The sequence below is a fragment of the Rhodohalobacter sp. 8-1 genome, from assembly GCF_038150125.1.
In the GTDB taxonomy this organism is placed as follows: Bacteria; Bacteroidota; Rhodothermia; order Balneolales; family Balneolaceae; genus SW132.
Genome location: NZ_JBBVMF010000006.1, coordinates 269,963 through 295,199 on the forward strand (window position 1 = coordinate 269,963; position 25,237 = coordinate 295,199).

Annotated in this window: 18 protein-coding genes; 4 read left to right on the plus strand and 14 right to left on the minus strand. The window is 47.9% G+C overall.

Annotated features, from left to right (window positions below; all coding sequences use genetic code 11):
- Positions 1-134 precede the first annotated feature (134 nt).
- Complete coding sequence (locus AABW11_RS08465) at positions 135-863, minus strand: hypothetical protein (RefSeq protein ID WP_340104563.1); 729 nt, start codon at positions 861-863, stop codon at positions 135-137.
- Positions 864-991: 128 nt separating this feature from the next.
- Between AABW11_RS08465 and AABW11_RS08470 the strand changes: the two genes are divergently transcribed.
- Positions 992-1,273, plus strand: a complete 282-nt coding sequence (locus tag AABW11_RS08470; protein WP_340104565.1) for a hypothetical protein — start codon at positions 992-994, stop codon at positions 1,271-1,273.
- Between the two features lie 74 nt (positions 1,274-1,347).
- Here the strand turns inward: AABW11_RS08470 and AABW11_RS08475 are convergent, their stop codons facing one another.
- Positions 1,348-1,614, minus strand: a complete 267-nt coding sequence (locus AABW11_RS08475) for a hypothetical protein (RefSeq protein ID WP_340104567.1) — start codon at positions 1,612-1,614, stop codon at positions 1,348-1,350.
- Positions 1,615-1,977: 363 nt separating this feature from the next.
- Between AABW11_RS08475 and AABW11_RS08480 the strand changes: the two genes are divergently transcribed.
- Entirely contained in the window at positions 1,978-7,032 is a 5,055-nt protein-coding gene (locus AABW11_RS08480; protein WP_340104569.1) for an MBG domain-containing protein, read from the plus strand.
- A 299-nt stretch (positions 7,033-7,331) separates the two neighbouring features.
- On the opposite strand, the gene AABW11_RS08485 is transcribed toward AABW11_RS08480, so the two are convergent.
- Together AABW11_RS08485 and AABW11_RS08490 are read right to left on the minus strand one after the other, a co-directional pair.
- Positions 7,332-8,009, minus strand: coding sequence for a DUF4159 domain-containing protein (locus tag AABW11_RS08485; protein ID WP_340104571.1), 678 nt, complete (start codon positions 8,007-8,009; stop codon positions 7,332-7,334).
- 275 nt (positions 8,010-8,284) lie between these two features.
- Positions 8,285-9,178: a GntR family transcriptional regulator gene (locus tag AABW11_RS08490; protein ID WP_340104573.1), complete on the minus strand. Its 894-nt coding sequence runs from the start codon at positions 9,176-9,178 to the stop codon at positions 8,285-8,287.
- Positions 9,179-9,394: 216 nt separating this feature from the next.
- Between AABW11_RS08490 and AABW11_RS08495 the strand changes: the two genes are divergently transcribed.
- Positions 9,395-9,706: a hypothetical protein gene (locus AABW11_RS08495; protein ID WP_340104575.1), complete on the plus strand. Its 312-nt coding sequence runs from the start codon at positions 9,395-9,397 to the stop codon at positions 9,704-9,706.
- Between the two features lie 62 nt (positions 9,707-9,768).
- Here AABW11_RS08495 and AABW11_RS08500 read toward each other — a convergent pair whose 3' ends face one another.
- From AABW11_RS08500 to AABW11_RS08540, 9 genes are all read right to left on the minus strand, one after another.
- Positions 9,769-10,632: a sugar phosphate isomerase/epimerase family protein gene (locus AABW11_RS08500; RefSeq protein WP_340104577.1), complete on the minus strand. Its 864-nt coding sequence runs from the start codon at positions 10,630-10,632 to the stop codon at positions 9,769-9,771.
- Between the two features lie 211 nt (positions 10,633-10,843).
- Positions 10,844-13,309: a TonB-dependent receptor gene (locus AABW11_RS08505; protein WP_340104579.1), complete on the minus strand. Its 2,466-nt coding sequence runs from the start codon at positions 13,307-13,309 to the stop codon at positions 10,844-10,846.
- A gap of 154 nt (positions 13,310-13,463) precedes the next feature.
- The gene (locus AABW11_RS08510; RefSeq protein WP_340104581.1) at positions 13,464-14,534 is read right to left on the minus strand and encodes an alpha/beta fold hydrolase; all 1,071 of its coding nucleotides are present in this window, start codon (positions 14,532-14,534) and stop codon (positions 13,464-13,466) included.
- Positions 14,524-16,062, minus strand: coding sequence for a class I adenylate-forming enzyme family protein (locus AABW11_RS08515; protein ID WP_340104583.1), 1,539 nt, complete (start codon positions 16,060-16,062; stop codon positions 14,524-14,526). The genes AABW11_RS08510 and AABW11_RS08515 overlap by 11 nt, the downstream gene beginning before the upstream one ends.
- A gap of 2 nt (positions 16,063-16,064) precedes the next feature.
- Positions 16,065-17,615 (minus strand): sodium/pantothenate symporter, encoded by a 1,551-nt coding sequence (locus tag AABW11_RS08520; RefSeq protein ID WP_340104585.1) that lies wholly within the window; start codon positions 17,613-17,615, stop codon positions 16,065-16,067.
- Positions 17,616-17,872: 257 nt separating this feature from the next.
- Positions 17,873-18,862: a 3-oxoacyl-ACP synthase III family protein gene (locus tag AABW11_RS08525; RefSeq protein WP_340104587.1), complete on the minus strand. Its 990-nt coding sequence runs from the start codon at positions 18,860-18,862 to the stop codon at positions 17,873-17,875.
- Complete coding sequence (gene fabG / locus AABW11_RS08530) at positions 18,862-19,605, minus strand: 3-oxoacyl-ACP reductase FabG (protein WP_340104589.1); 744 nt, start codon at positions 19,603-19,605, stop codon at positions 18,862-18,864. Before fabG ends, AABW11_RS08525 begins: the two co-directional genes overlap by 1 nt.
- Positions 19,606-19,610: 5 nt before the next feature.
- Positions 19,611-20,549: an alpha/beta fold hydrolase gene (locus AABW11_RS08535; protein ID WP_340104592.1), complete on the minus strand. Its 939-nt coding sequence runs from the start codon at positions 20,547-20,549 to the stop codon at positions 19,611-19,613.
- Positions 20,550-20,622: 73 nt separating this feature from the next.
- The gene (locus AABW11_RS08540; protein ID WP_340104594.1) at positions 20,623-21,111 is read right to left on the minus strand and encodes a GbsR/MarR family transcriptional regulator; all 489 of its coding nucleotides are present in this window, start codon (positions 21,109-21,111) and stop codon (positions 20,623-20,625) included.
- A 186-nt stretch (positions 21,112-21,297) separates the two neighbouring features.
- On the opposite strand from AABW11_RS08540, the gene AABW11_RS08545 reads away from it, so the two are divergent.
- Positions 21,298-23,817 carry an alpha-amylase family glycosyl hydrolase gene (locus AABW11_RS08545; RefSeq protein ID WP_340104596.1) on the plus strand — a complete coding sequence of 840 codons (2,520 nt, stop codon included), beginning with the start codon at positions 21,298-21,300 and terminating at the stop codon, positions 23,815-23,817.
- 327 nt (positions 23,818-24,144) lie between these two features.
- Here AABW11_RS08545 and AABW11_RS08550 read toward each other — a convergent pair whose 3' ends face one another.
- Positions 24,145-25,185, minus strand: coding sequence for a zinc-dependent alcohol dehydrogenase family protein (locus AABW11_RS08550; protein WP_340104598.1), 1,041 nt, complete (start codon positions 25,183-25,185; stop codon positions 24,145-24,147).
- Positions 25,186-25,237 lie beyond the last annotated feature (52 nt).

Genomic DNA, 25,237 nt, shown 5'->3' on the forward strand with positions numbered 1-25,237 from the left:
ACTGTAAGGCAGCAGGACTTTTCTGATTATAACCAAAATACTAACTATATGATCAGAGTGTACTTGAAAGAAGAGAGACTTTTGTGCTTATGTAGTCAGGCGGCAGCTCCAATGCGTACCACATCATTCACCCTTTACCTCAACTCCACATGCAGATGATCAGCTGTACCCACATGCCGAATAGTTCGGAATCCCATCACTTCAAGCGAGCCGCGAAGAAGGGCATTGCGGATAAATCCGCGGTCTATCGTTCGGATATCCACCGCGTGTACGTAGCCGTTCTCCTGGCGGTAGTGGAGTGAGGTTTGGTTGACGGGCAGCCGCATCCGGCCATAATCTGCTTGCACCCGTTCAATGTCGGTAATCACGAGATCACTGTCAGCCAAGGTCATCGTGGAAACGGCAACACGTAGAATAGGGTGCATTGACCGGTACACGTCTTGAACATCACCACTCTTGGCGTTCACGCTTGAAAGATAAAAGAGGGAAAAAAGACAGTACCCAAGTACCATTGTGCCGATGCCAATTCCTCCGATTTTGATAAGCAGTTTCTTATTGGACACTTTAAAAGAAACCAGCAGCAGATAAAGGCATAAAAGCAAGATGGTTGCCAGAATGCCGCCGGTCAGGGATGTCGAAGCTCCAAGTCCGTAGTTCAGGTTGAGGTAAACTGAAAAGCGTATCAGCAGAAAGAATGGGAAGATGACGAGGCAGAGAATTGCACTCACTGCAAGAGAAAGCCGTATAGTCCACTGTTTCCAGGTACGTCCGGGTTTTGGCGGGGCGTCAATACTGGCAGATCTGCCTGACCCTTTATGCAGGTTCAGCAGCCATTTGATATCTTTTTCAGTGTACTTCTCCATGCTACCTGAAACGAAAAAGGAGCCTCACTGTTTCACAGAAAACATGGAATGTCTGATCAAGCCGAGTCACTAAATGCTGATGAGATTTTTGATAGGCAAAGTAACATGGCGATGCTGAGAGACATGCCATGTTTATTAAGGTCTCGAAACCGAAACATAGCATGTCTCTTGCCGATGCGGGGCGCCTGTTCGATGAGAAGCTTCGTGGAGGTAGCGGGGTAGGTTCCATTGCGAGACATGCCATGTTAAGTGTGGGCATGGAAAAACATAGCATGTCTCTTGCCAGTACGGTGCGCCTGTCTGTTGAAGGGCTTTTTGGAGGCAGAGAGCTATGGTCGTTCGCGAGACATGCCATGTTTGGTGACGGCTCGAAACAAAAACATAGTATGTCTGATTTGGATGACAATTAAGTCATGGATTGCAAACACGTTTAGGAGTATTCTCGTGGTTCGTAGTGAAGACATGCCATGTTTGATGCATCAAATCACTCAGGTCTATTCACAGGGGCCTCGCCGTTCTCCATCTCCATATAAATGCGTTGCTTTACGGCATCACCCACATAGCTGATGCCAGCGTTGATCGACACCAGCCCAAACAGGCCAATCCAAAACCATAGGGCAGCGTGACCAAGATCGAACTCCGCCGGGCTGTTGCTTTTGATGATGATCGCTTCACCGATAAAATTGATGCCGAGTCCAACAAGCGTAACTCCGATGACAGAGTGCCGCCACCATTTCTTTTTATAATCCATGTTTCTGAATTTTTATTTGTGGAATTATTAAAGCAATGCTTTACAACGATTTTGAAACTTTTAGGAGAAAATGTAATTAAAAAAGGTGGTTCAGGGTTCCCTCCTCGCCTGTAACCTGTACTTGCGGGTTCATGGTGTATTGGTTTATAAATGAAGATAATGTCTGATATCCGTATTTATCTTCAGTTTGTAAAGAACAAGTTATGCGGATATTTTTAAAAACACGATTAAAGTGTTCTGCCCGTTGTCATTATAATTATTGTTCTCTTGACAGGAACAATACAATAATTTTTTACAATACATAAAAAACGGGCGCACCCATTTCAGTTACTTTGATTGTATATGCAGTTAATTAATAAAAAGATGAGTCTACGTAGACGTACTTCTTTTCTTTTAATTCTGGCTTTTTACAGTTTAATGATCTCTCCTGAACTTTCCCGTTCTGCAGAGAATCTGTCTGCTGTGATGTATCTGTCTGAAAGCTCAGAATCCGGCGAAAGCACCACAAATAAATCACTCCTGGATAAAAGATACGGAGATGAACCATTTGAACTCGGCCAGGAACGCACGTCCGATGGGTTGCTCATTAGCTATACAACTGAAGATCCGGATTTGCTTGCTATTGATGGGAATATCGCAACGATCAGGGGAGCTGGAACTACAGTGGTGACGGCAGCGACTGACGAAACTGTTGATGAACAAACAGAACAGGTCGTAACGATACAACCCTCAGTGCTTGAGATCAATGCAGATGGAAATCAAGCCAAAATTTATGGGGAATCCGACCCTCAGCTCACCTATTCAGCAGAAGGATTTGTGTACGATGATGACTATGATTTGATCACCGGCTCGTTAAGCCGTGAGGCAGGTGAAGATACGGGTGAATATGACATTACCCGTGGTGATTTGTCAGCAGGCGGAAATTATTCAATACAATTCAGACCGGCTGATTTTGAAATTCAAAAGCGTGAGCTGGATGTTACGGTTGAACGCCGGCTATCTAAAACCTACGGAGAGCCGGACCCGTACCTGGCCTATAGTGTATCCAATTTTGCGGAAGGTGACGATAAATCCATTCTTTCAGGGGAGCTTTCGCGTGAGGCCGGAGAAGATGCAGGTGTATATGCAATTTTAGCGGAAGGTCTTGATGCCGGCTCAAACTATAACATCAGATTTCAACCGGCTGAGTTAACAATTCTGCAACGATCGCTTATGCTGGACACTTTCACAGCAGAAGACAAAATATACGACGGATCACCAAATGCGAGGGATGCCAACTTCCGGGATAACCGGCTTTCAGGGGATGACCTGGAGTTCAGCTACACTGCGCAGTTTGAGAATCCGGATGCAGAAACAAACAAAACTGTCATTTTCAGCGATATTGAAATATCGGGCGGATCTGACCGGCAAAACTACATTTTGAATAGCACCAAAGGGGCTGCACAAGCTACAATTTTTCCCCGTCCGGTAACTGTTCAGGCCCTTCCCGTTGAGATGACATACGGCGATGAAGAGCCGGCCCTGAAGTACAGAATCAGTGAAGGCTCGATTGCGGAAGGCGATCGTCTTGACGGGCAGTTAACCCGAACCGGATCACAGGGTGCAGGGGAATATGAAATTCAGCAGGGATCTCTGACTGCCGGCGGGAATTATGATATTTCGTTTGAACCGGCGGAGTTTAGCATTACACCGCGAACGCTTCAGGTGGTTGTGGATGGCGGTCAATCCAAAATTTATGGCGAAGCTGACCCTGAGTTGACATTTGAAGCGCGAAATTTTGCCCCGGGTGAGGATATAGAAATCCTCAGCGGTTCAATCAGCAGAGGGAATGAGGAAGATGTGGGCAGCTACCCGATAAAGCAGAATACACTGAGCGCAGGAAGAAATTATGAAATTGAATTTTCATCAGCCGAATTTGAAATCAAACCAAAAGAACTGCTGGTGGAAGTGATTCCTCATCAAACGAAGTTATATGGAAGCGGCGATCCGGAAATTCGGTTCAGGGCAACCGGCTTTGCTTTTAACGATAGTGAAACTTTGTTGACGGGATCACCAAGTCGGAAATCAGGAGAAGATGTTGGATTCTATTACATTCAGAAAGGGTCTTTGGATGCAGGCACAAATTACAAAATAAAATTTGAACCGGTCGAATTTGAGATCATGCCCCGCCCACTCATGCTGACCAATTTTAAGGCCGGTGACAAAACTTATGACGGCACCTCGGATGTGTCAGGCACCGATTTCCAGGATAACCGGGTAGACGGCGACAAACTGGAGTTCGACTATCACGCGGCATTTGAGAGATCGGATGCCGGCCAGGACCTGTTGGTCCATTTCACCGACATTGACATTGCAGGGGGAGAGGATCAAAATAATTACAAGTTACAAACAACAAGCTGGTCTGTCCTGGCTGATATCAAACCACGAAAATTAACGGTAGCTGCGCGTCCGGTTGAAATTGTGTATGGTGATGAGGAGCCAGAAGAGCTGGAATACAAAGTCACAAATGGATCGCTGCTCGAAGACGATGAATTTCGGGGAGTGCTTCAGCGCACCGGTACTGAAAATGCCGGAAAATATGAGATCCGCCAGGGTACTCTCACAGCCGGGGAGAACTATAAAATCAAATTTAAGCCGGCAGCGTATCTTGTCAAACCAAAAGAGCTGACCGTAACCGCAAATGGAGAGCTCTGGAAGTTTGAAGGAGAAAACGACCCGGAAGTTCCATACAAGGCAGTCGGATTTGAGTATGGGGATGACAGAACAATTATTGACGGATCCCTGGAACGGGAACAGGGCGAGACTCATGGTGAATACACCATTTTGAGAGGAACGCTGGATGCGGGGCCGAATTACAACATCCTGATGGAAAACGCGGTTTTTTCAATCTTCCGGACACCGCCGGTAGCCGTTCAGCAGTCACCGGTTCCGGATGAGACAAGAATTGAGACCGACGCACCGATAACGGTTCAATTTGACCACTCCATTCTCCTTGCCAACGCCGATCTGATATCTGTGACCGATCCGGAAAGCCGGGGCATTGAATTTAGGGTTGAAGCGGAAGGAGATCATTTGAGGCTTATCCATGACGGGTTGAATAATCACACCACATATACTGTGACCATTAGGGATGAAGCCCTGGTGAACCTGGATGGAATACCCAGTGAAGAGATATTATGGCAGTTCACAACTGTAATGCCGCCACCGGTGGTAGACACACACTCCCCTTCTGACGGAGCTGTTGGGGTTGGGTTTACTCGGCCTCCGGTCGCTTCGTTCACACAGAAAGTGAATGCCGGAAACCTGGCCGGCATCACCATAACCAGGCAGGATGATGGTTCGGTACATGATGTTGAAGCCGCACTGAAGGATAATCAGCTTATCATTGAACATGGCCAGTTCGAACAATTTGCAGATTACCGGGTTTCCATTCCCGCAAATGCGGTTCGTAATGCCGATGACGTGGGCAATACTACCTATTCCTGGACATTTACAACGATCTGGGCGCAGCCGGAGCAAGTTGCGCTTCAGCTGCCAATCGACAGCAAAGGTTCGGTTGAACTTCAGCCTACTTTGGAGTGGAAACCCGCCCTGCACGCCGAGAGCTACCAGGTACAGGTAAGCAGTGACATAGAGTTCACTCAAGCAATTGCTGATTCCGAAGTCCAGGACGGGTTAAGCTATGAGCTGCCAGAAACACTGGACTATAATCAGCGCTACTTCTGGCGTATAATGGCAAAAAACAGCACGAGCCGTTCAGAATGGTCGGATGAGCGGTCTTTCATAACAATTGCAGAAACACCAGATGTTGTTTTTCCCATAGCTGATGCCAGTCAGGTCAGCATCGCTCCCTTACTTGAATGGAGCTCTGCCTACAACACAACATTCAGGATCCAGCTTTCACAGTCAGGTGATTTTTCAGCTCCTGTGATTGACAAATTAACAAACGACACATCGTTACAGTTGACAGGTTTGGAGGACGACGAACTATATTATTGGCGAGTAAGAGTCGAAAATGAAAGAACAAAGAGCGATTGGAATCTAGTATCTGCGTTCAGTACAAGGCCGGCTCCTCAAATAGCAGGTGAAACCGACGTTTTACGTGAACAAATTGAATTTGGGAAATCCACTGTAAAAGCTAAGAACGATCTTTCGGATCGGGAATATCGTCTTGTGGGCCTGCCTGGTGGGGATCAGTATTCGGTGAGTGATCTTTTTGAGGGAAATTATGGAACCGACTGGAAGGCATTTCGGAAAGTTGGTACTGATGATGTATACCGGGAGTACAGCCAAAGCGACAAAAATTTCACTTTTTCTTCAGGTGGTGGATTCTGGGTATCCGGAACAAATACCCTGAACATTGAACTGCCCGTAGCCGGTGTAGAAACCAATGAAAATGACGCTTACACTGTTCCGTTACATCCGGGCTGGAATATAATTTCAAATCCACATACAAAGAACGTTAGTTGGCGTGATGTTCGGGTAATGAATGGTATTCACGGTGAAGTCTATAGCTACAATGGACACTTTGCGGAAGCGGATACTCTGCACTCAGTTTATGGATATTACTATTATAATCCACCGGAGACCGCCCTCGACGCCCTCGAGATTCCCTACTCCGGTATGGAGAACCGGCGGAAAATAGATAACAAGGGTGAGCTCTTGAATGCGGCATCCCTGGGCACACAGCCGACAGTAAAGCTTCATGCCGAATTTAATGAAGAGAAGAGATTAGCTAATGAACTGCTTTTCCCGGGTCTCGCTGAAAATCATTCGGATTTTGAGGAAGACGTAAACCGTTTAAAAAAGTATCATCCGCCCATGGCGATGAGTCGTACCGGAATGATGTTGATAAAGCCTGAATACGAAAACAGCAAAGGTATGATAAGAGATGTTTCAGAATACAATCGCCAGGGGAGTGAGTATCATCTTCACATGAAAGCAGATAAAGGGTCCGTTTTTACATGGCGTGCTGAAATCGCTGATATGCCGGAAAATACCAGCCTGTTGCTCGTAAATGAAGAAAGTGATCAATCGTGGATGTTGCGACATGGAGAGACTGTGGAAGCGGTCATGGAGAAACCAGAAATGATCTATACGCTATTTGTGGGCGATAAATACTGGCTGGAACAAAAGGAACGGGAGTATTTGCCGCAAGATTTTGCACTGTTTCCCAACTACCCTAACCCGTTTAATGCAGCGACCACTATCCGGTACTCACTGCCGGAAAAGCAGAATGTTCGTCTTGAAATCTATGATGTAATCGGCCGGCGTGTGCAGGTGTTGATCAATGACGAACAGCCTGCAGGCTGGTATACGATGCGGTTTGATGCGAGCAGGCTGGCTAGTGGTGTTTATATCTATCAAATGACCACCGAGAACAACGTGACTTCCCGCAAAATGACGATTGTAAAATAAACAGACCCTCCCCCTCCGTACTGAGCCCTGGCGGTACTTGATAGGGAGGGGAGCTTTGAAATAAATTCATAGTCTATTAAAAGGAAAAAAGAAATACATTGTGTAGCCCATTTTTTAATGAGATCAGGAGACCGTCATAACAGGCACATTTTAGCGGCAGCCAAAATAGATGAGATAAGAATACTTTTTCTGATTTCTGCTCATGAAGACCAGTCTTTAAAAAGATAATCAATCATATCGGTATCTAACCGTAGTTTTGGCTGTATGCAGTTAGCGCTGCTGGTTATACTCAACAGTAATCAAGGACTGATCAACGCATATACCAGCAGGTTCACGCCAAATCGAAGAGCCGCATCTGTAATTGATTGTGGATTGTCGTGTTCATCATATGCCCAGCCGTCAGATGGGTTGGATTCATACGTGTAAAGCACCACCATTCGCCCCTCATGGAAGATGCCAAATGCCTGGGGTGGCTGATTGTCATGCTCGTGTACTTTGGGCGGCCGGCCGTTGGGAAAGTTATACACGTTGGTATAGATAGGATGGTCGGCCGGAAGTTCGATGAGGTCTTCATCAGGAAAAATTCTTTCAAGGTAGGGCCGGATATATTGATCCAAGCCGTAGTCATCATCCACATAAAGAAAACCGCCGGATTCCAGGTAGCGGCGAAGATTCTCCATTTCCGCTTCGTTGATGGATATATTGCCGTGCCCCGTGATGAACAAAAACGGATAGTTGAAAATGTCTCGGCTGCCAAGCTGCACGTCATCGTACTGCTCGCTGACGCTGATAGGCACCTGTTCTTTTACAAAACGGAGCATATTGGTTAAAGCTGTGGGTGAGCTGTACCAGTCGCCGCCGCCGCGATACTGAACACGGGCTATTTTAAACTCATCATCATCCTGCGCTTGTGCTTCAGCAACAGGAATGAGAGCAAGCGGCAGAATAAAGATGGCGGTAAGGAATAGATACTTCATAAACATGTGCAACTGTTGTTGGCAAATCAATTCGTCAGTAAAGATACGTTTTATACCAGTGGATGTTGTGTTGAAATCAATGCTGTCCAGAAAGGCGTCATCGCGGCCTCCGAGCCGGGAACTCCAATTCTTTCCCGATCTGTACACTCGCCATTGGTAACCATTTTACCGATACAAGAATGGGAGATCGCGGGTCTAAGCCCGCGATGACGTATGGGTGGATTTAAGACTAATGACTTATACCTAAACCTAAACTAATCAACCAAACCACCAATTTACTGATCCCACAACTCAGACCGAATCATGTCGGCACTTTTATCGGAAAGGATATACTGCAGTTTGAGGCGTTTTTTTTCCGGCACTTTCTGTTCAACCAGCCGTGCGCATGCGGGAGTGTAGACCACAAGGTCCGTGTTCCTCACAAAGAGCGGCAGAGACTTTCCATAGGTTGCCCCTGCTACAAAAGATCCGCTAAAGTTAATGGCCGATTTCAGCTGACTGATGATTTTCTGAATCGATTCTTCCTGGGCAGTTACCAGCCCGATAGCGTCCAAAGCGGCTCTGGCTACAATAGAGATCAGAATGTCCGCATCGTAATGATATACAACCGGCATGATGCGGATGGAATCACCGGCGCCGTGAAATTCACTCACCAATTGGATAGGGATGAAGAGCGCATCATAAGTTAGCGCCTTATCGTAATCGTCGAGGCTGAGCGTATCGCTTTTTACGCCCACCTGATCTTTGATGGAGCTCGACAAAATGGTAGCCAGCTCTTTAGTTTCGCCGATGGTAGCAATGCTTTGTATCCTGTCGGGCCACTCCAGGTAGCTGATCTGCTCGCCAAACAGGGTTTCAATTTCGGACTCATCAAGGCCGTATCCGATGAGCTCTTCAAGCAGTTCTTTCAGCTTTCCCGCTCCAATTTCGAGTCGCTCCGACTTATCCAGCGATGTGTTTTGCCGGTTTACGGTGAATCCGCGTCCCTGCTCGCCCGTAATCAGCCCTTCATCCTCCAGGTGACCGTATGCTTTCCGGACGGTGTGGAAACTGACTTCAAGCTGACGCCCCAGTTCGCGGGTAGAGGGCAGAAGCTCGCCAACCTGAAACTGCTTGGTGGCAATCATCAGGCGAATACGATCGGCAATATGTTTGGCTGAGTTTTTCATATTTTACGACTAATGTTAAGTCAAATATGAATTGTCGTAAGCAACCTGTCAGCACCCACTGCCCCGAAGGGATCCCTATGGGGGATCTGACAGCGTTGATTTTTGACGCTGACATCCCGACCGCTGTCGGGACGGCAAAGCCCAGAGGGATCGGGACCAGAAAAACACCGGCACCTTGAATGCTGTCAGGTCTTTATTCGACAAATGTGAATTGACATGACACTAGAAAGTACGGCAAAACTATTGCGTTCACCAATTATAGAAGAGAACAAGATCAAAAAACTGATGTCTCCAAAACTGAAAATAATAGCGATTCTACAGGCGGTTTTTGCATTTATGATTGTATTCGCCCTGAACTATTTTGCACTTGGCATGTCCGTAATCCTGAGTTTTTTAGGAGCGGCCGGGTTTACGCTGCTGCTTGGCGCCTGGGCCGGTTATCGGTACCAGCGATATCTGAAAAAACAGCAAATAAAGAAAGAGAAAGAGATCAGCGGAGAAGCCAAAGAGGAAGAAAAAAAGGCGTGAGGTACCATCATCCGATTGTAATGATCAGCCAGGCAACCTCAAGCCATTTTTATTTATTTATTCTAAACGCCTAGTTCCTGCATATATAATGCATTATCGCGGATGGCATTCATCGGTGTGGTGCCGGTATATGCTTCCTGCTCCACAATAAATGCTTCCATGCCTTGTTCTACGGCAACGGGCAGCAGCTGTGTGAAATCAATAGCCCCGGTACCAAGTATGGTAGACTCCGGTTCATCGCCAGGCGCAATATCCTTCACATGCCCGGATGTAAAACGGCCTGGATACTTTCGCATCCATTCGGCGGGATCCTGACCGGCGGCCACAACCCAGTAAATATCCATCTGGTACTCTACAAGATCCGGGTCTGTATTCTCCATAAGTATATCATGGGGCATCTCGCCATCCTGCTCTTCGAAACTGTAGGCATGATTGTGGTAGGCGAACCGGAGCCCTACATTATTGGCAATTTCTCCTATTTCGTTAAACTGATCAGCCATCTCCCGATAGCCATCAAGTGTATCCTGCGGTCCTATCCACGGACAAACGATAAACGTAAGGCCGATTTCCGCAGCTTCATTTGCCTTGCGTTCGAACTCTTCAAATACATTTGCGTGGCTGGAAATAGCGGTCATGCCCAGCTCGTCCAACAGGTTCTTAAACCCGGTATTCCCCATATTCCACCACATGCCCATAGACCCTTCATAGCTTTCGATCTGCGTATATCCAAACTCGGCAACCCGGCGGAGCGTCGCTTCCGGATCATCCGCAATCACATCCCGAAGCGTGTATAACTGAAGACCGAAGTCCGTTTGGGTTGGCGATTGTGCCGGGCTGCATCCCTTTAAAAATGGAAGCGTCCCGATAGCGGCACCGCCGGCAAGCAGGCCCGACATTTTAAGAAACGTTTTACGATCGTAGGTCATGATAGATTTTTTTTGGTTAAGGTTACTTTCAGCATAGGCCAACCGGTCGATTGGTTAAAATAATTGATTAACAACACTATACAGAAGTTCTGGATTTACTTCAACGCTGGTTGGGATAAGTTCTGTAAAACAAAATTTTGCATTTCCAGCATAAAAAAAGGCGGAATGCTTAATCCCGCCTTTTTTTGAGTTGTGATGAATGGTCAGGAACTTATAACCTGAGACCGCTGAAATTATATTTCAACGACATCCAGAAAGTACGGCCTCTTGGTGCTGTTCCAAGCTGGTCTACTTTTTCTGTATCAAAGATATTGTTGATGCTTGCCTGGAACGAAAGGCCGGTTTGAGAAATATCAAACCCGGTGGAAAGATCCATCTCGAATTTTGATGGGAGCTCTTCGTCGTTGGTCAGGTCTCCGTCATCATCAAGCAGCACGTTTGTGTTCCAGTAACCTGATAGGAACTGGTAGCTGTCTTGCCAGCGGCCGTTAATTTTGAGAAATGGTTGTCTGAACATGTCGTTATTGAAGAACTCCTTCGCTGTAAATCCGCCTTTAATTTTAAGCGGTGGAGTGTTGAGCGGCAGTTGAGCGTCTGTTACATCGTTCGTGAAGTCAACCAGCTCGATCGCTGAGAGATTTGCATTGAGAATGTACTTATCAGTGAAATAATAATTCATTCCAATATCAAATCCTCTCACTTCAGCTTCACCAAAATTGATGTATGAAAGAAGTGCTGTAAATGTACTCCCATCTACCAGCACTTGTTCACCATTGCGGAATGCAACGGAATTGAACCCATCAGCAACAACATCCGTACCGATAAAATTATTGTACCAGGAGTAGTAGCCTACGGCATCAACAAAAAGCTTTTCACCCAGAACTCCTTTATAGCCCAGTTCAAGGGAATTTACCTCCTCGGGTGCTATTGGGTCAATAGTGTTAATAACATTTCCGTTAGCATCTTGAATAGTGTAACCCTCCGTGTTTCCTCTAATCAGGAAATCGTAGTTTGGTGCAAACAGGTCGGGTATAGGAATGTATGCATGACTCTGGATAATAGATGGTGTTGTATAGGCCCGGTTGTAAGTTGCTCTTAGGTTATGGCCTGGAGCAACAGTAAATACAGCTGACGCCTTGGGACTAAACTGAGTGTCATAGTCGGAGTTTCCGTCAACGCGTGCCGCGGCGACGAGCTGAAGCCTGTCGGGGACCAGGTCGTAATCGAGCTGTGCATACCCGCCAAATAGTTCACGGCTAATGTTTTGTCCTTCACCATCTTCAAGATAAGTGCCCTGCGACTCAGGAAGAAAATTACGGTAATTCAAACCTGTGACGAGGTTGAGTGCACCGAACTGATTATTGTACTGCAGTTCCGCATCGTAGATTTCAGTGTCGTCAATAAATGCGACGGCTTCACGGATACTTTCGATGTCAACCTGATCGAGAGGAACACCTGCATTAACGGTTGCCTGAACAGCTGGTACAACCTGGTTCAGCTGGTAGCTACCGGCTTTGTTACCCGTTCGCGATACCTGTGCGTACCAGTTGGTGTTGCTTAGCTGCAGAGTCTGAAAATCAACTTCCCAGCCTTTAATGCGGTTACGGCCGTTACTTGTGAGCGAGAACTGATCGGTGGATGACCATCCGTAAGTACCAGTTGCCTGCCAGTCGCCAAAGCGGTAGTAGAGCGATCCATTAATTTTTGTTGCGCCTACATCGTAATTCTCAACCACGTCTGTTTCAAAAACAGTATTTGCTGCCGTTGGCAATGTGCCCTGGGCCTGGTAGAAGTGAAGTCCGTCCTCACGCTGTGGTTTAAAATCCGTTGCCTGCATATACTGGCCGGTCACCTTATATCCAAACTTGTTGTTAACAGTGCCGGCAATCCGGTAGCTGATATCCCGCAAATCCTGGTTTCCGGCGCGTGTTTCGATGGTGACGCCTGACTGATCCCAGGGATCTTTCGTGGCCACATTGATCACACCTGAGCCTGAGTTCGGGCCGTAGAGTGCGGCTGCAGGGCCCAAAATCACTTCAATATTCTTAAGGTCGATTTTACTTGATGGCAGGAAGTTTCCCTGTGGCAGACCTGTGCCGCCAAGTGTGGCGAGCCGTCCGTCAATAAGAAACAGCATGCGGGTGTTAAAACTGCTATTAAAACCACGTGCAGAAATAAGCTGCGTGTTCATCCCGGCATTGGTGTAGTTGACACCTTTTAGGTTCGAAAGTGACGACATAAACGTTGAACCGCCCGAGTATTCAAGGTCTTCAGCTGAAACACGCTCAATGGTGATGGGCGATTCAAGCAGCTTTTCCGGCCGGCGGGAACCGGTCACAACAAGCTCGTCGCTCATGAAAGTGGTAGCTTCAAGCGTGATGTCTACATTGAGCGTTTGCCCGGATCTGACCTGAACTTCCTGCTCATAAGGCTGGAATCCCAGGTATGTAGCTCGCAGAATGTATGTTCCGGAAGGCACATTCTCAATTGTATAGTTTCCATCAATGTCTGATGCGTCGCCATAGGTAGTTCCGCTTAGCATGATGTTCACACCTGCAAGCGCTTCCATTGATTGCATTTCAACAACCTGTCCTTCAATCATTCCAGTTGATTGTGCCATTATTGCCGGCGTGGCAATCAGGCAAAGTAAAAGTAGTAATGATAGTATTCGGTCCATGTCAATCCCATGTTATGTGTTAGTGATTAGATCTAGTTCTGTAAGCTGTTGATTTTATTCACGCCAATCCTATGGTACGTTTGAAATCTTTCAAACACTAAAGATAATATATTTTCCGCTGACCAGTTTGTCAAGGCTATTCGGGTTAATTAGCTCAGTTATATCTGTTGAGAAAATCTCGCAATGTTTTGTAAACCTCTTCCGGTTGCTCAAGAAACGGAGTGTGGCCGGCGTTGCTGACAACCAATTCTTCGGCATGACCGCTATTCTTTTCATATTGATCTAACGCATGACGAATCTGATCCTCCATCGGCTGAGGCGGAAATTTATCGTCTCCGGGCCATCCATTTCTGAACCCCGCCTTACCCTGGTAGCCGGGATCTGACAATGATTCGTTCGAAATAATCTGGTCTTTATCGCCGTGAATCCAAAGAATCGGAGGTTTGACACGGCTGTCTGTCAGCCGATTCACCACCTCTGAATTATATTTGGGTGACAGTGCATTCACCGGCCCGAATTTTCCGGGAGCAACGCCGGGCCAGTATTCGCTGGTGTCGTAATCTCCGGGATATCGTTTTTGTCCGCAGTGAATCTGAAGCAGCGCCGTAAGAATCTCTTCTTCACGACCGGGCTCAAAGCCATCACGCCAAAAAAGCCGGTGCATCACGGTTCGGGGCGAAAATATTTTGTCATCGGTATCCCGAAGGCCTTTTCGTAAATTTTCAGCAAAAATTTCGTTTACGACGCCTGCTCCTGACCCTGAAAAGTCCGGATTGTTTGGCTCACCAATGTTCCCATGGATGCCGCCAAAGCCGGCTGGAGGTCCCGGGGCCATAAGTGTGACACTCAATATCTTTTGCCCTATTTCCGGAATGGCGCCCCAGCATACGGATCCACCCAAAGAGTGTCCAACGAGATAAAACGGATTCAGATCCATTTCTTCAACGAGAGCTATAAGATCATCCACCCATTCCATCATGCCGCGTGTGGCGTCAATAATCTGATTGGGATCTGACTGGCCATAGCCCCGCAAATCGGGTGCTATGCAAAAATAGTCAGATGAGAGCTCCAGCATCATTTCCTCCCAGATAGTAGAAGCCGATGCATTACCGTGCAGAAACACAACTGGTGTGTTTTCTGGGTCGCCAGCCGTTAACAGGTAGGTTTTTATGCGATTCGTCTCAATATATGAAGACCGGATGCCGTTCAGGTGTTTAATTCCCATCACCCCCCGCCCTTTTAATTTTTTTGCGATACAGTTCAGGGAGTACTTTTTTCTGTACTTTACCTGAATGACCGAGCGGTAGATCATCAACGAAAAATATGTGGCCGGGACACTGAAAACTCGCAAGAAACTTTTTGCAGTATGCTTTCAAACCAGACTCATCGATTTCAGCCTCATCGCGAAGCACGACAAACGCGCAGCCCGTTTCGCCCCACTGCTCATCCGGAACGCCAATCACGGCAGCCTGGGTAACGTCAGGGTGTTCATAAATCACTTTCTCTATCTGCACAGGATAGACATTTTCGCCACCGCTGATGTACATCTCTTTCTTGCGTCCGGCGATGTAGTAATATCCTTCGTCGTCACAGCGAAACAGATCGCCCGTGCGCACCCAGCCATCCTGCAGTGTTTTACGGGTCGCTTCATCATTAGTCCAATAGCCTGAAAACGCGTGGGGTCCTTTCATGAGCAGTTCTCCAACAGATCCTGCCAGGACATCATCTCCGTTTTCGTCCACCACCCTGACGTCGATATGGTAGTTGGGAAATCCAACAGAGCCTTGTTTACGAATAGCATCCTCAGCCGGCAGCGAGTAGCAGTTCGGGCCCGCCTCGGTGAGTCCATATCCCTGTCGGATCGGGACGCCGTGGTCCCTGTATTTTTTGATGACGGGGATCGGGCAGGCTTCACCGCCACAAATGGTAAATCTCAGATTTGAAAAGTCAGTCAATTCAAACTGCTCCTGTTCCATCATCATGCGAAGCATCGTAGGGATGCCAAAAAAGATCGAAATATTTTCGGTTTGAATGATGTTGAGACAGTCGGCCGGATCAAACTCAGGCTGAAGCACCACTTTCCCACCGTGATGAAACAGGGGCGTGAGCAACACGTGCCACCCGCCGGTGTGGTAGAAGGGCGTGTTCACAATCGTGCTGTCGTCGGATGTCAATTCAAGGCTGATGGCCGTATTGATGGAGTTCCAGTGAATTTGCCGCCATGAAATCATCGCCCCTTTCGACTTACCCGTGGTTCCGGACGTGTAGAGAATCATCGCGATATCTTCAGCGTCTGCATTATAGAGATCAGGTGCCGGATGGTCCTCGTGGACGATTTTTTTAACTGCCCCTTTCTTACCGCTGATTGGAAGCAGCGCGGGAACCGTTTTATTGTTAAGAAGTGTCTCGGCAGTCTCTTTGAACTCTTTTCCGTACACTAAAAGCGAGGGGGTACAATCTTCGGCAAGTTCACTAATCGCCGGCGCTGGCAGCCTGAAATTGTAGGGAACGAGAATCACCCCAATTTTACCACAGGCAAAAAAGAGGTCGATCATCTCGAGGCAGTTTTTCGAAAGTACCGCAAGCCGATCGCCGGGTTTCAGGCTGAATTTACTCTGAAGCAGTCCGGCCAGGCTGTTTGCCCGCTTATTCAATTCACGATAGGTAAACCGGCCGTTATCAGACAGATCGACCACGGCTTCATGATCCGGCGTGTATCTTTCGCGTTTTGCAAGCCAGTCGTTATAGTGCATGTCTACCCCTCGGTTGTTGTCGTTTCGTCATCACCGCGCAGTTCCAGCTTTCCGTGTTTGGCTCTGTAGATCGCAAAACCCACAGTTACTCCGGACAGAATAGCAATGGCCGCAGCCACGCCCGGGTTTTCACCTGTGGCCTGCGTAAATGGGACCGGCAGCATCGCATAGTACATCGTAAAATGAACCGTCACAGCTACCACGGATGCCATAATAGGCGCCAGCTTGGGAACATTCTTGAAAAACATGCCGAGAAGAATAGGCGTGAAAGCTGCAGAGAAGTAGGCATACACCCCATTTTGGGCAAAGATACCCACGCTCAGCTTCGGGTTTAAAATCTGATCCCAAGACAGAATTATGGCGATGAATCCCATCAAGCCGATAATAATCCGGTTCCAGACAAGCTGTGGCGGGAGTCCAAACATCTCTTTTTTGAAAATTTTGTTGCCGGCAAGCGGCTGTAGAATATCATGGGTGATGGAGGTTGAAAGGGCCTGAATGAGGCTTTCAAGGGTAGAGATGCCGGCCGAAATAAGGCCCATTACCACAATAAGTGCGATAATGACCGGGAACTCACTGACCACATAAGCCGAGACGATGTTGTCCATCGGCAGGGGCTGGCCGCCAATCATCAGGTTCGGGAATTCAAGCCGGGCAAACAGTCCTGCAATTACCACAAGGAAAAAGAGGAATTGCGCTGAACATCCAACCAGGAGGTAGCGGTTTACGTCATCATCCGATTTTAAAAGCAGTGATTTTGTGAGAATGTGTGGCTGACATATGATGGCAATTCCCACCACAAACTGGGCGAAGATGATCTCGAAATAATCGCGAAAGAGGAAGCTGTCGTCGTTCGTGGTCTGGGTCAGTTTTGGGTCGATGGCGTTAAGGCTGTCGATGAAGCCATGGACACCATCGCGGAAATGTTCATAGCCGGAGCCAAGTAGAATGACCGCCACAACCACCATCAGCAGAGCCTGGATCGTGTTTGTGTATACCATGGAGTTGGCGCCGCCGAACATCATATATCCAAAGATAAAGATGACAATACCGATCAGCGTATAAAATTCGGGAATGTTCAGCGTGCTGGAGAGTACCTTGGTGAGTCCCACGCAAATGAGCACTATAAACGTGATGAGCAGTAGCGATAGAAAGCCGAAAAAGATGCCGAATCCCTCGCTCTTGTACATCGTTTTCATCCACTCGGCCATGCTGAGCGCTTTGGTCGTTTTACCGTGCTTGCGAAATCCTTTGGTCAGCAGCACGAGCGATATCAGCGCGGCAATCGGCAAGGCCAGCGCCATGGAAATAACCCCGCTAAAACCATAAAGCGCCACAAATCCCGGGTTGATGATAAACGTGGCAGCGCTTGTGATAGAGGCTGCAAGTGATAATCCAACCGCCGCCGGTGAAAAGAGAATATTGCCGAGGGCGTAATCCCGTATATCCTTCGTTTTTCCGGCGCCTCTCACCACAAAATAGAGAATTGTACAGACGTACAGCAGGATCAAAATCCAGCCGCCGGTTACCATTTGTTGTGATGCGAGTTCCATATTGACCAATCCTCTTATTCCTTTTCTCTATCGTGAAATGCATACGATAGGGAAACGGGAGACTTCAAATTAAAATTTAGAACCGATTCGACCTGTCAGAGTAAATTTCAAATACATGGATTTAAACCTCCCCTCTCGAGAGGGGAGGTTTAAATCCGCGTTTAGCGGAATTGTCAGGGGTGTGTTCCGGACTTGAATGTTAAGTGAGTAACCCAAACTCGACTCTGCAAGGACCTTCGGACTCTGGCAGGTTGGAGCTAAAACCTATACGCACAGGCACCAAAGTGCAGGCCGCCGCCTGATCCGATAAATACGGTCAGATCGCCTTCGCTTACGCCATCATGCCTAAACGATTCATCGAAAACCATCGGTATTGCAGCCGATCCCGTATATCCAAACTTGTCCATGATTGTGGGCGCCGTTTCGTGCGGGAGCCCAAGTATATCAAGCGTTTCCCAAATCTGATTGATATTGATCTGGGTAATAAAAATCTTTTTCACGTCAGATACATCCGCCCCGGCGCGCTCACATACGGTCCGGATCATGTCGCTCCACATGGTTGGATTCAGCTCTTTCGGGAACTTCTCAACAAACTTGAGGCAGTGCTGGCGGTCGGATACTTTCTCTTCAGTGGAGGGATCAGCGGCAGCTCCTGTGTAAATCCCCATGTGCTTGTGATATTCACCCTTCGTTCTCAAATCCGACGATAGAAATCCCTGCTGGTCATTTTCCGTGGGTTCGAGAACTACTGCACCTGCGCCGTCAGCAAAAAGGGTGACTGTTTTTTTGTCCTTCAAATTCAAAAACCGGCTCATGCCGTATGCGCCCATTACCATTACTTTTTTAAAGCGATCTTCGGCTGCGATGAGACCGTTAGCCAATGTAAAAGCGGTTGGGAATCCGGCGCAGGCTGTGTTGGTGTCGAACGATGTGGCGTTTGTGAGCCCCATCTTATTCTGTACAACAGACGCAGTCGATGGGGAGATAAAATCGGGTGTGTCTGTCGCGATAATCAGCAGGTCGATATCTGCGGGAGACAAGTTCGACATCTCAAGGGCTCGTCTGCCTGCCTCCACGCAGAGGTCGCTGGTGGTTTGATCGTCGGTCATCCAGCGGCGCTCTTCAATCGTCAGGTTTTGACGGAGCCAGGTGTCTACATCTTCCCCAAGCAATTCGTTGAACCATTCATTCTTTAAAACACGATCAGGAGCGTAAGATCCGGATGCTATAATTTGGGCATGCCTCATTAAAATACCAGGCCCCCGTCCACTTTCAGTACGGTTCCGGTGATAAACGCGGCGCTGTTTGACGCCAAAAAGAGATACGCATTCGCGATATCCTCAGGCTCGCCAAGACGCCCAAGCGGTGTGTTACCTTTCAGCTGATCCAGGACCTTTTCAGGTACCGATTCTACCATGCTTGTGTTGATGAAACCCGGGGCCACCGCATTCACTCGGATTCCCTTCCGCCCAAGCTCCTTCGCCCAGGTTTTGCTCATGCCAATGACGCCGGATTTTGTGGCGACGTAGTTACTCTGGCCAAAATTTCCGTTATGAGCCACAACTGAGCTGGCGTTCAGAATCACGCCGCTGCCTTGTTCAGCCATGATGGATGCGGCTGCTTTTCCGCAGTTAAAAACGCCGGTCAGATTTACGTCAACCACCGACTTGAAGCTATCGTGATCCATTTTCAGCAGGGTGCCGTCGCGGGTAATTCCTGCATTGTTAACAAGCACATCAAGCCGCCCCCAGTGTTCGTTGAGGTCCGACATTGCCTTATCAACAGCCTCATGATCGGCTACATTGACGTTTACAAACCTGGAATTAAACCCTTGGTCTGTCCAGGATTCAACGGCTTCATTACCGGCCTCATCATTCAGGTCCCATATTTCAACGGACGCACCTGCTTCTAAAAATTTTTGAGCGGTGACGCGGCCAATACCGTCAGCCCCGCCGGTTATAAGTACAACAGATCCTTCGAAGTTTGTCATCAGAGTTAGTTTTGATTTAAAAATTCCAGCACGGCTTCATTAAATTCGTCTGCTTTTTCAAAATGAACAAAGTGGCCGGCGCTATCGATAAGTTTCAGTGTGGCGTTTGGCAGTCGCTCAGTTCCCTTCCGGGCTACATCTTCAACTGAGAGGCCGGGGTGCAGGTAGCGGTTGGGAATCAGCGCATCCTGCGAGCCAAAAATAACAAGAGTTGGTTGCTCTGTCTCAGGCATCATCTCCAAGACCGGTGTTTCAAGCATCGCAAAAACGGATTGAGCCTGGGCCTCAGCATAGTCATCAAAGCCGGGTTCAGTCCTCATGCTGATGCGGTCTTCAACCATGAATTGAGCATCAGGTGGAAGGTTATAAAACGTGGCGGCAATATTTTCCCTGATCATCTCATCTGGAGTTGTAGCTATTCCAGTTGGTGATATCGTGGCTTGAAATGCCATTTGGTCCTGATCGGTAAACTGTTCGAACCCGGCAGGGGCAGACAAGATTAACTGACTTGCCCGTTCAGGGAAATTTGCGGCGAGATAAAGTGCAACCTGTCCGCCCATGGAGTGGCCAACTATGGCAGCCTGATCGATATCGAGTTCATCCATCAGCATAGTAACTGACTCCGCAAAAAACGGTATGGAGTAGTCACCGGCTGATTTTGTCGATTTGCCATAGCCCGGCAGGTCGAGAGCAATTACCCGATACGAGTCGCTAAGCGCATCGATATTCATTTTCCAGGCCGGCAAGTAGCTTCCGAGGCCGTGAATGAGTATCAGGGCTTCATTAGCTGACCCACGCTCATGGTAGGCAACGGTTTGACCATTGTCCAGATCAGCGTATTGAACCTCAAACGGGTAGTCAATTCCGCTAAACGGACGCTGCTCCTGGGCGTGGCAGGCTACAGTGAGCAAGAGAGTAAGAATGAGTGTGAAGAGATGTTTCATAAGCAAAAAAGCGTTTCCATTGAATGTTATCAAATATTTGAAAAGTATCAAATATTCAATTTAAAATTTTTTTTTAGCCTCCGAACTCTTTACCATGAGTCTCTTTCCAGGCTTTCAGAAAGGCTTTGTTATGGCTGTCCATCATTTCATAGAATCTTTTCATCTCTTCCATGCGGGCGTGGGCGTGCTCGGCTCCGTCGCTATCGATCGATTTCGTTTCCTCAGAGTAGCGCTGGGCAATCTCAATATTTTTGCTCATCTTCTCCATCTGATTCTCATACGCTTTTCCAAAAATATCGGCAGTGGCTTTGTAGTAATCCTTTCGATCGCCGGGCACCCACACTTTCTCGATGAGGCTGCGATCCTTGAGCCGGCGGCAAATCTGTGAGATCGGTCCCTTGCTCATTTCAAGTGAAGCGGCAATATCATCGAGCGACTGCGGTTCTTTTGAGATGATGAGCAGTGCAACAATGCGACCCATCAGCGGATTGAGCCCAAAACTACTGTAGGCTTCCGCAAAATCGGCAATGATATTCTTTTTCAGATCACGTTGATTGGTCATGGAGGGAGCCGTAAGTGTATGTTATCAAATGTTTGAAAAGCATAAAATAACAAAAACTGCAATCGCTTCCCAACATGGCCCTTGATTCTATATTTGATGGTTAGTTATTGAGTTAAAGGATGAAGCATGCTGGATTAATACTTATTTTTAACATTCTCATTTGTCAATATCTACCAACAAAAAATTATGTATAGATATACGTTTTTCGTTTGCCTGATTCTTATTCTCGTTCCCATCAAACTGTTTGCACAGGATGTGCAGGTGGAGTTTGAAGTCAACATGAGCTACCAAATCGACCAGCAACAGTTCGATCCAAATACAGAGTTTGTGGATGTGGCCGGTACTTTCAATAACTGGGGAAGCGACCTGACTCAGCTGACCGACGAAGATGGAGATTCAACATATTCCGTTACCATTGATGGCTTCAGCACAGGGCAGCAAATTGAATACAAGTTTAGAATCAACGGGCAGTGGAATGGGCGTGAGGAGTTTCCGGGTACGGGCAATAACCGAAGCTATTCGGTAAAACCCAACAACAATTTAATCTCCGTCTGGTATAATGATGAAGCAGATCCGAACGGACCGCCGGAAGCATCCTTCTCGGTTTCGGCAACGTCGGTATTTACCAACAGCCTTGTCCAGTTTAATAATCAGTCGGCCGGAAATATAACATCCTGGCAGTGGACATTTGAGGGCGGGACGCCTGGCTCGTCCAATGAGGAGAATCCCGCCGTCAGATACACTGTACCGGGCACTTACGATGTTCAGCTCATTGCAGCAAATGAAAGCACCGGCGACACGCTTACCGCAACTGACTATATAACCGTTACCGAACGCGAAACCGGCGAGACAAGCTGGTGGAATGAAACTGTCTTTTACGAAATTTTCGTACGCAGTTTTTACGATTCGGATGGCGACGGCATCGGGGATTTTAACGGGCTGACCCAAAAGCTCGACTACCTAAATGATGGCGATCCCAATACTGATACAGATCTGGGCGTGACCGGCATCTGGCTGATGCCTATCCACAACTCGCCCACCTACCATGGTTACGACGCCATCGATTACCGATCCATCAACCCTGATTATGGTACGATGGACGATTTCAGGGAATTTCTTGATGCGGCTCATGATCGGGGCATAAGGGTGATTATCGATTATGTGATGAACCATACCTCTACAGACCACCCATGGTTTCAGAAGTCTGCCGCGGGTGATCCGGTGTACCGTGATTTTTACCGGTGGAGTGACACGAATCCGGGCTACAGCGGGCCGTGGGGGCAAACGGTATGGCATAATTTTCATGATGGCGAGGGATATGCTGAATATTACTACGGTGTTTTCTGGAGCGGAATGCCTGATCTGAACTATGAAAATCCGGCGGTTCGCGACTCCATGTTTGCGATTTCAGATTTTTGGATCAACGAGATAGGCGTGGATGGCTTTCGGCAGGATGCCGTGATTTATATTGATGAAGATGGGTCCAAGCTTAAAAACACCGATGAGACGCTTCAGTTCTGGCAGGATTTCAATGCAAATCTGAAAGCCGCAAATCCTGATGCGTTTGCTGTTGGCGAGGCGTGGGAGCCGACCGACATCGCTCTTCAGTACGTGAATGGTAACCGCCTGGACTATGTGTTTGAGTTTGATTTAGCGAGTGCCATACTCAATGGTGTGAATGGCGGCAGCGCCGATCCCATTCTGTCACATATGCAGACCGTTTATAATGAGTATCCATTTCTTGGATACGGCACATTCCTGACCAACCATGACCAAAATCGCGTGATGAATGTACTGGGTGAGAATATTGAAAAAGCAAAGGCTGCTGCATCGGTATATCTGACACTGCCTGGTATTCCCTATCTCTACTATGGAGAAGAGGTTGGCATGCTGGGACAAAAGCCGGATGAAAATATCCGTCTGCCAATGCAGTGGAGTAGTGAGCAGAACGCCGGGTTTACGTCTGGTTCGCCATGGCGAGCACCGAACACCAACTTTGGCCAGTTTAACGTTGAGGTGATGGAAACTGATGAGAACTCGCTTTTCAACCACTATCGCGATCTCATACAGTTTAGAAATGACACCCCGGCGCTTCAAACCGGAGAATATGAAGCCGGATTGACGTCCGAGGATAGACTGCTGACATTTCTGCGCGGCACGCCTGATGGCGGTCATCACCTGGTTGCCATCAATTTGACATCCGAATCGATTGAAAATGCCTCGGCAGATTTCTCGAATAACTTCTTTAATTATGGCTCATCGACTGCGGGATGGAATGGTAACGTTGTGTTTGGAGATGTTGACGAAGAAGGGTTTACGGCGCCAGTCACCGGAAGCGGTCAGGGGCAGCCCATCGAAAATATTTCGCTGGCACCCTATTCAGTAAAAATAATCTCATTTGAGTCATTGGCGACATCAACTGAAGGTGAAGGCGATAAGCCTCAGGGATTTAAACTCCATCAAAACTATCCCAATCCGTTTAACCCGTCTACGACCATTTCATTCTATCTGCCGCAAGCTGAAGACGTAAAACTATCGGTATTTGATATCACTGGCCGGCAGGTCGCCACGCTGGTTGATAGTCAAATGAATGCCGGAACCCACACACAATCGTTTGATGCGTCAGGATTGTCCAGCGGAATCTATTTTTACCGTCTCACGGCGGGTGATTTTCAGTCCGTGCAGAAAATGATGTTGGTGAAGTGAGATGAGGAGTTGAGAGACCTTCAAGAGTGCCGAACGAAGAGAGGTTCCTGGAAGAGTCTCGCTGAGAGGCGACGAAGTTTTACTATAGGTTTAAGATTGCTGAGATAATTAAAAGACGGATATTTGCGTAGCTCAAGCTTTTGCAGGCCGTCAGCCTGCTCTTAAAAGTGGCGCTCTCTATGACTAATGGCGCTGCCCCGGGCTGAGTTCTTCCAGGCTGATGGCCTGTTTGGAAGGAGTCTGTGAAATTTGTGCAGTTAGAAATCCCGGCTGAACTTTTTATAAACCAGCTGTTGGCAGGTCTTTTTAACTCTGAGTTATGACCGATCACTCCGAAATCTCAGAAATCCTGAGCACCTTTGCGCCCCGTATGTCACCCTTTCTGACCTCCATAAGGGCTTTATTGGCTTCTTCAAGCGGAAACTCCAGAACTTCAGGGGTGATGCCGTATTTAGCTGCAAGTCTTAGCATTTCAGAAAGATCATTTCGTGTTACGTTGGCAACCGATTTGATCTCTTTCTCCATCCATAGATCGCGTTCATAGTTCAAGTTTGACAGGTAATCCTTATCGCCCGCTTCCTTGCGAATTGCATTGATCACAAGCCTTCCACCGGGTTCCAGTGATTTCAGCGCCTCAACAACCGGCTTCCAGACGGGCGTGGTATCGATAATAGCGTGTAGTTTTTCGGGTGGATCCTCCTCTGTATCGCCGGCCCAGACGGCTCCCAATTCCAGCGCAAATTCCCGTTCCACGGGATTTCTCGCAAATACATAGACTGACGCATCAGGGTAGTGGTGTTTTACAAGCTGTAGAACCAAGTGACCGGACGCCCCAAAGCCGGTAAGCCCCAGCCTTTGCCCGTTCTCAATGCCCGTAAGCATCAGTGACCGATAACCTATAGCTCCGGCGCATAGCAGGGGAGCTGCTGCCTCATCCGTCAGCTCATCGGGGACCCGAACAGCGTAATCTGCCGGCACCGTCATCTTTTCCGCATACCCGCCGTCTACATCCCGGCCCGTGGCCGTAAACTCGCTGCAGAGGTTTTCATTCCCATTTTTGCAGTGCTCACACTCTCCGCAGGCAGAATAGATCCACCCGACACCCACGCGGTCGCCTTTTGAAAACTCCGTCACACCGCGGCCGGTATCAAGCACCCTTCCAATCACTTCATGGCCCGGTGTAACCGGCAGTTCAGGCGGTGGAGTGCGGCCTTCAATTTCATCCAGTTCGGTATGACAAACCCCGCATACGCTTACGCGCAGCAGCAGCTCACCGGTTCCGGGAACCGGATCAGGGATATCGTCCAGCTGAAGCGGTTCTTTGTTGTCATTCAAACTCTTGATTTGATGCAGGCGCATTGCTTTCATAATCTCGAATGAATTTAAGTTGAAATGACGTGTCAATTCAATTTACAGTAAT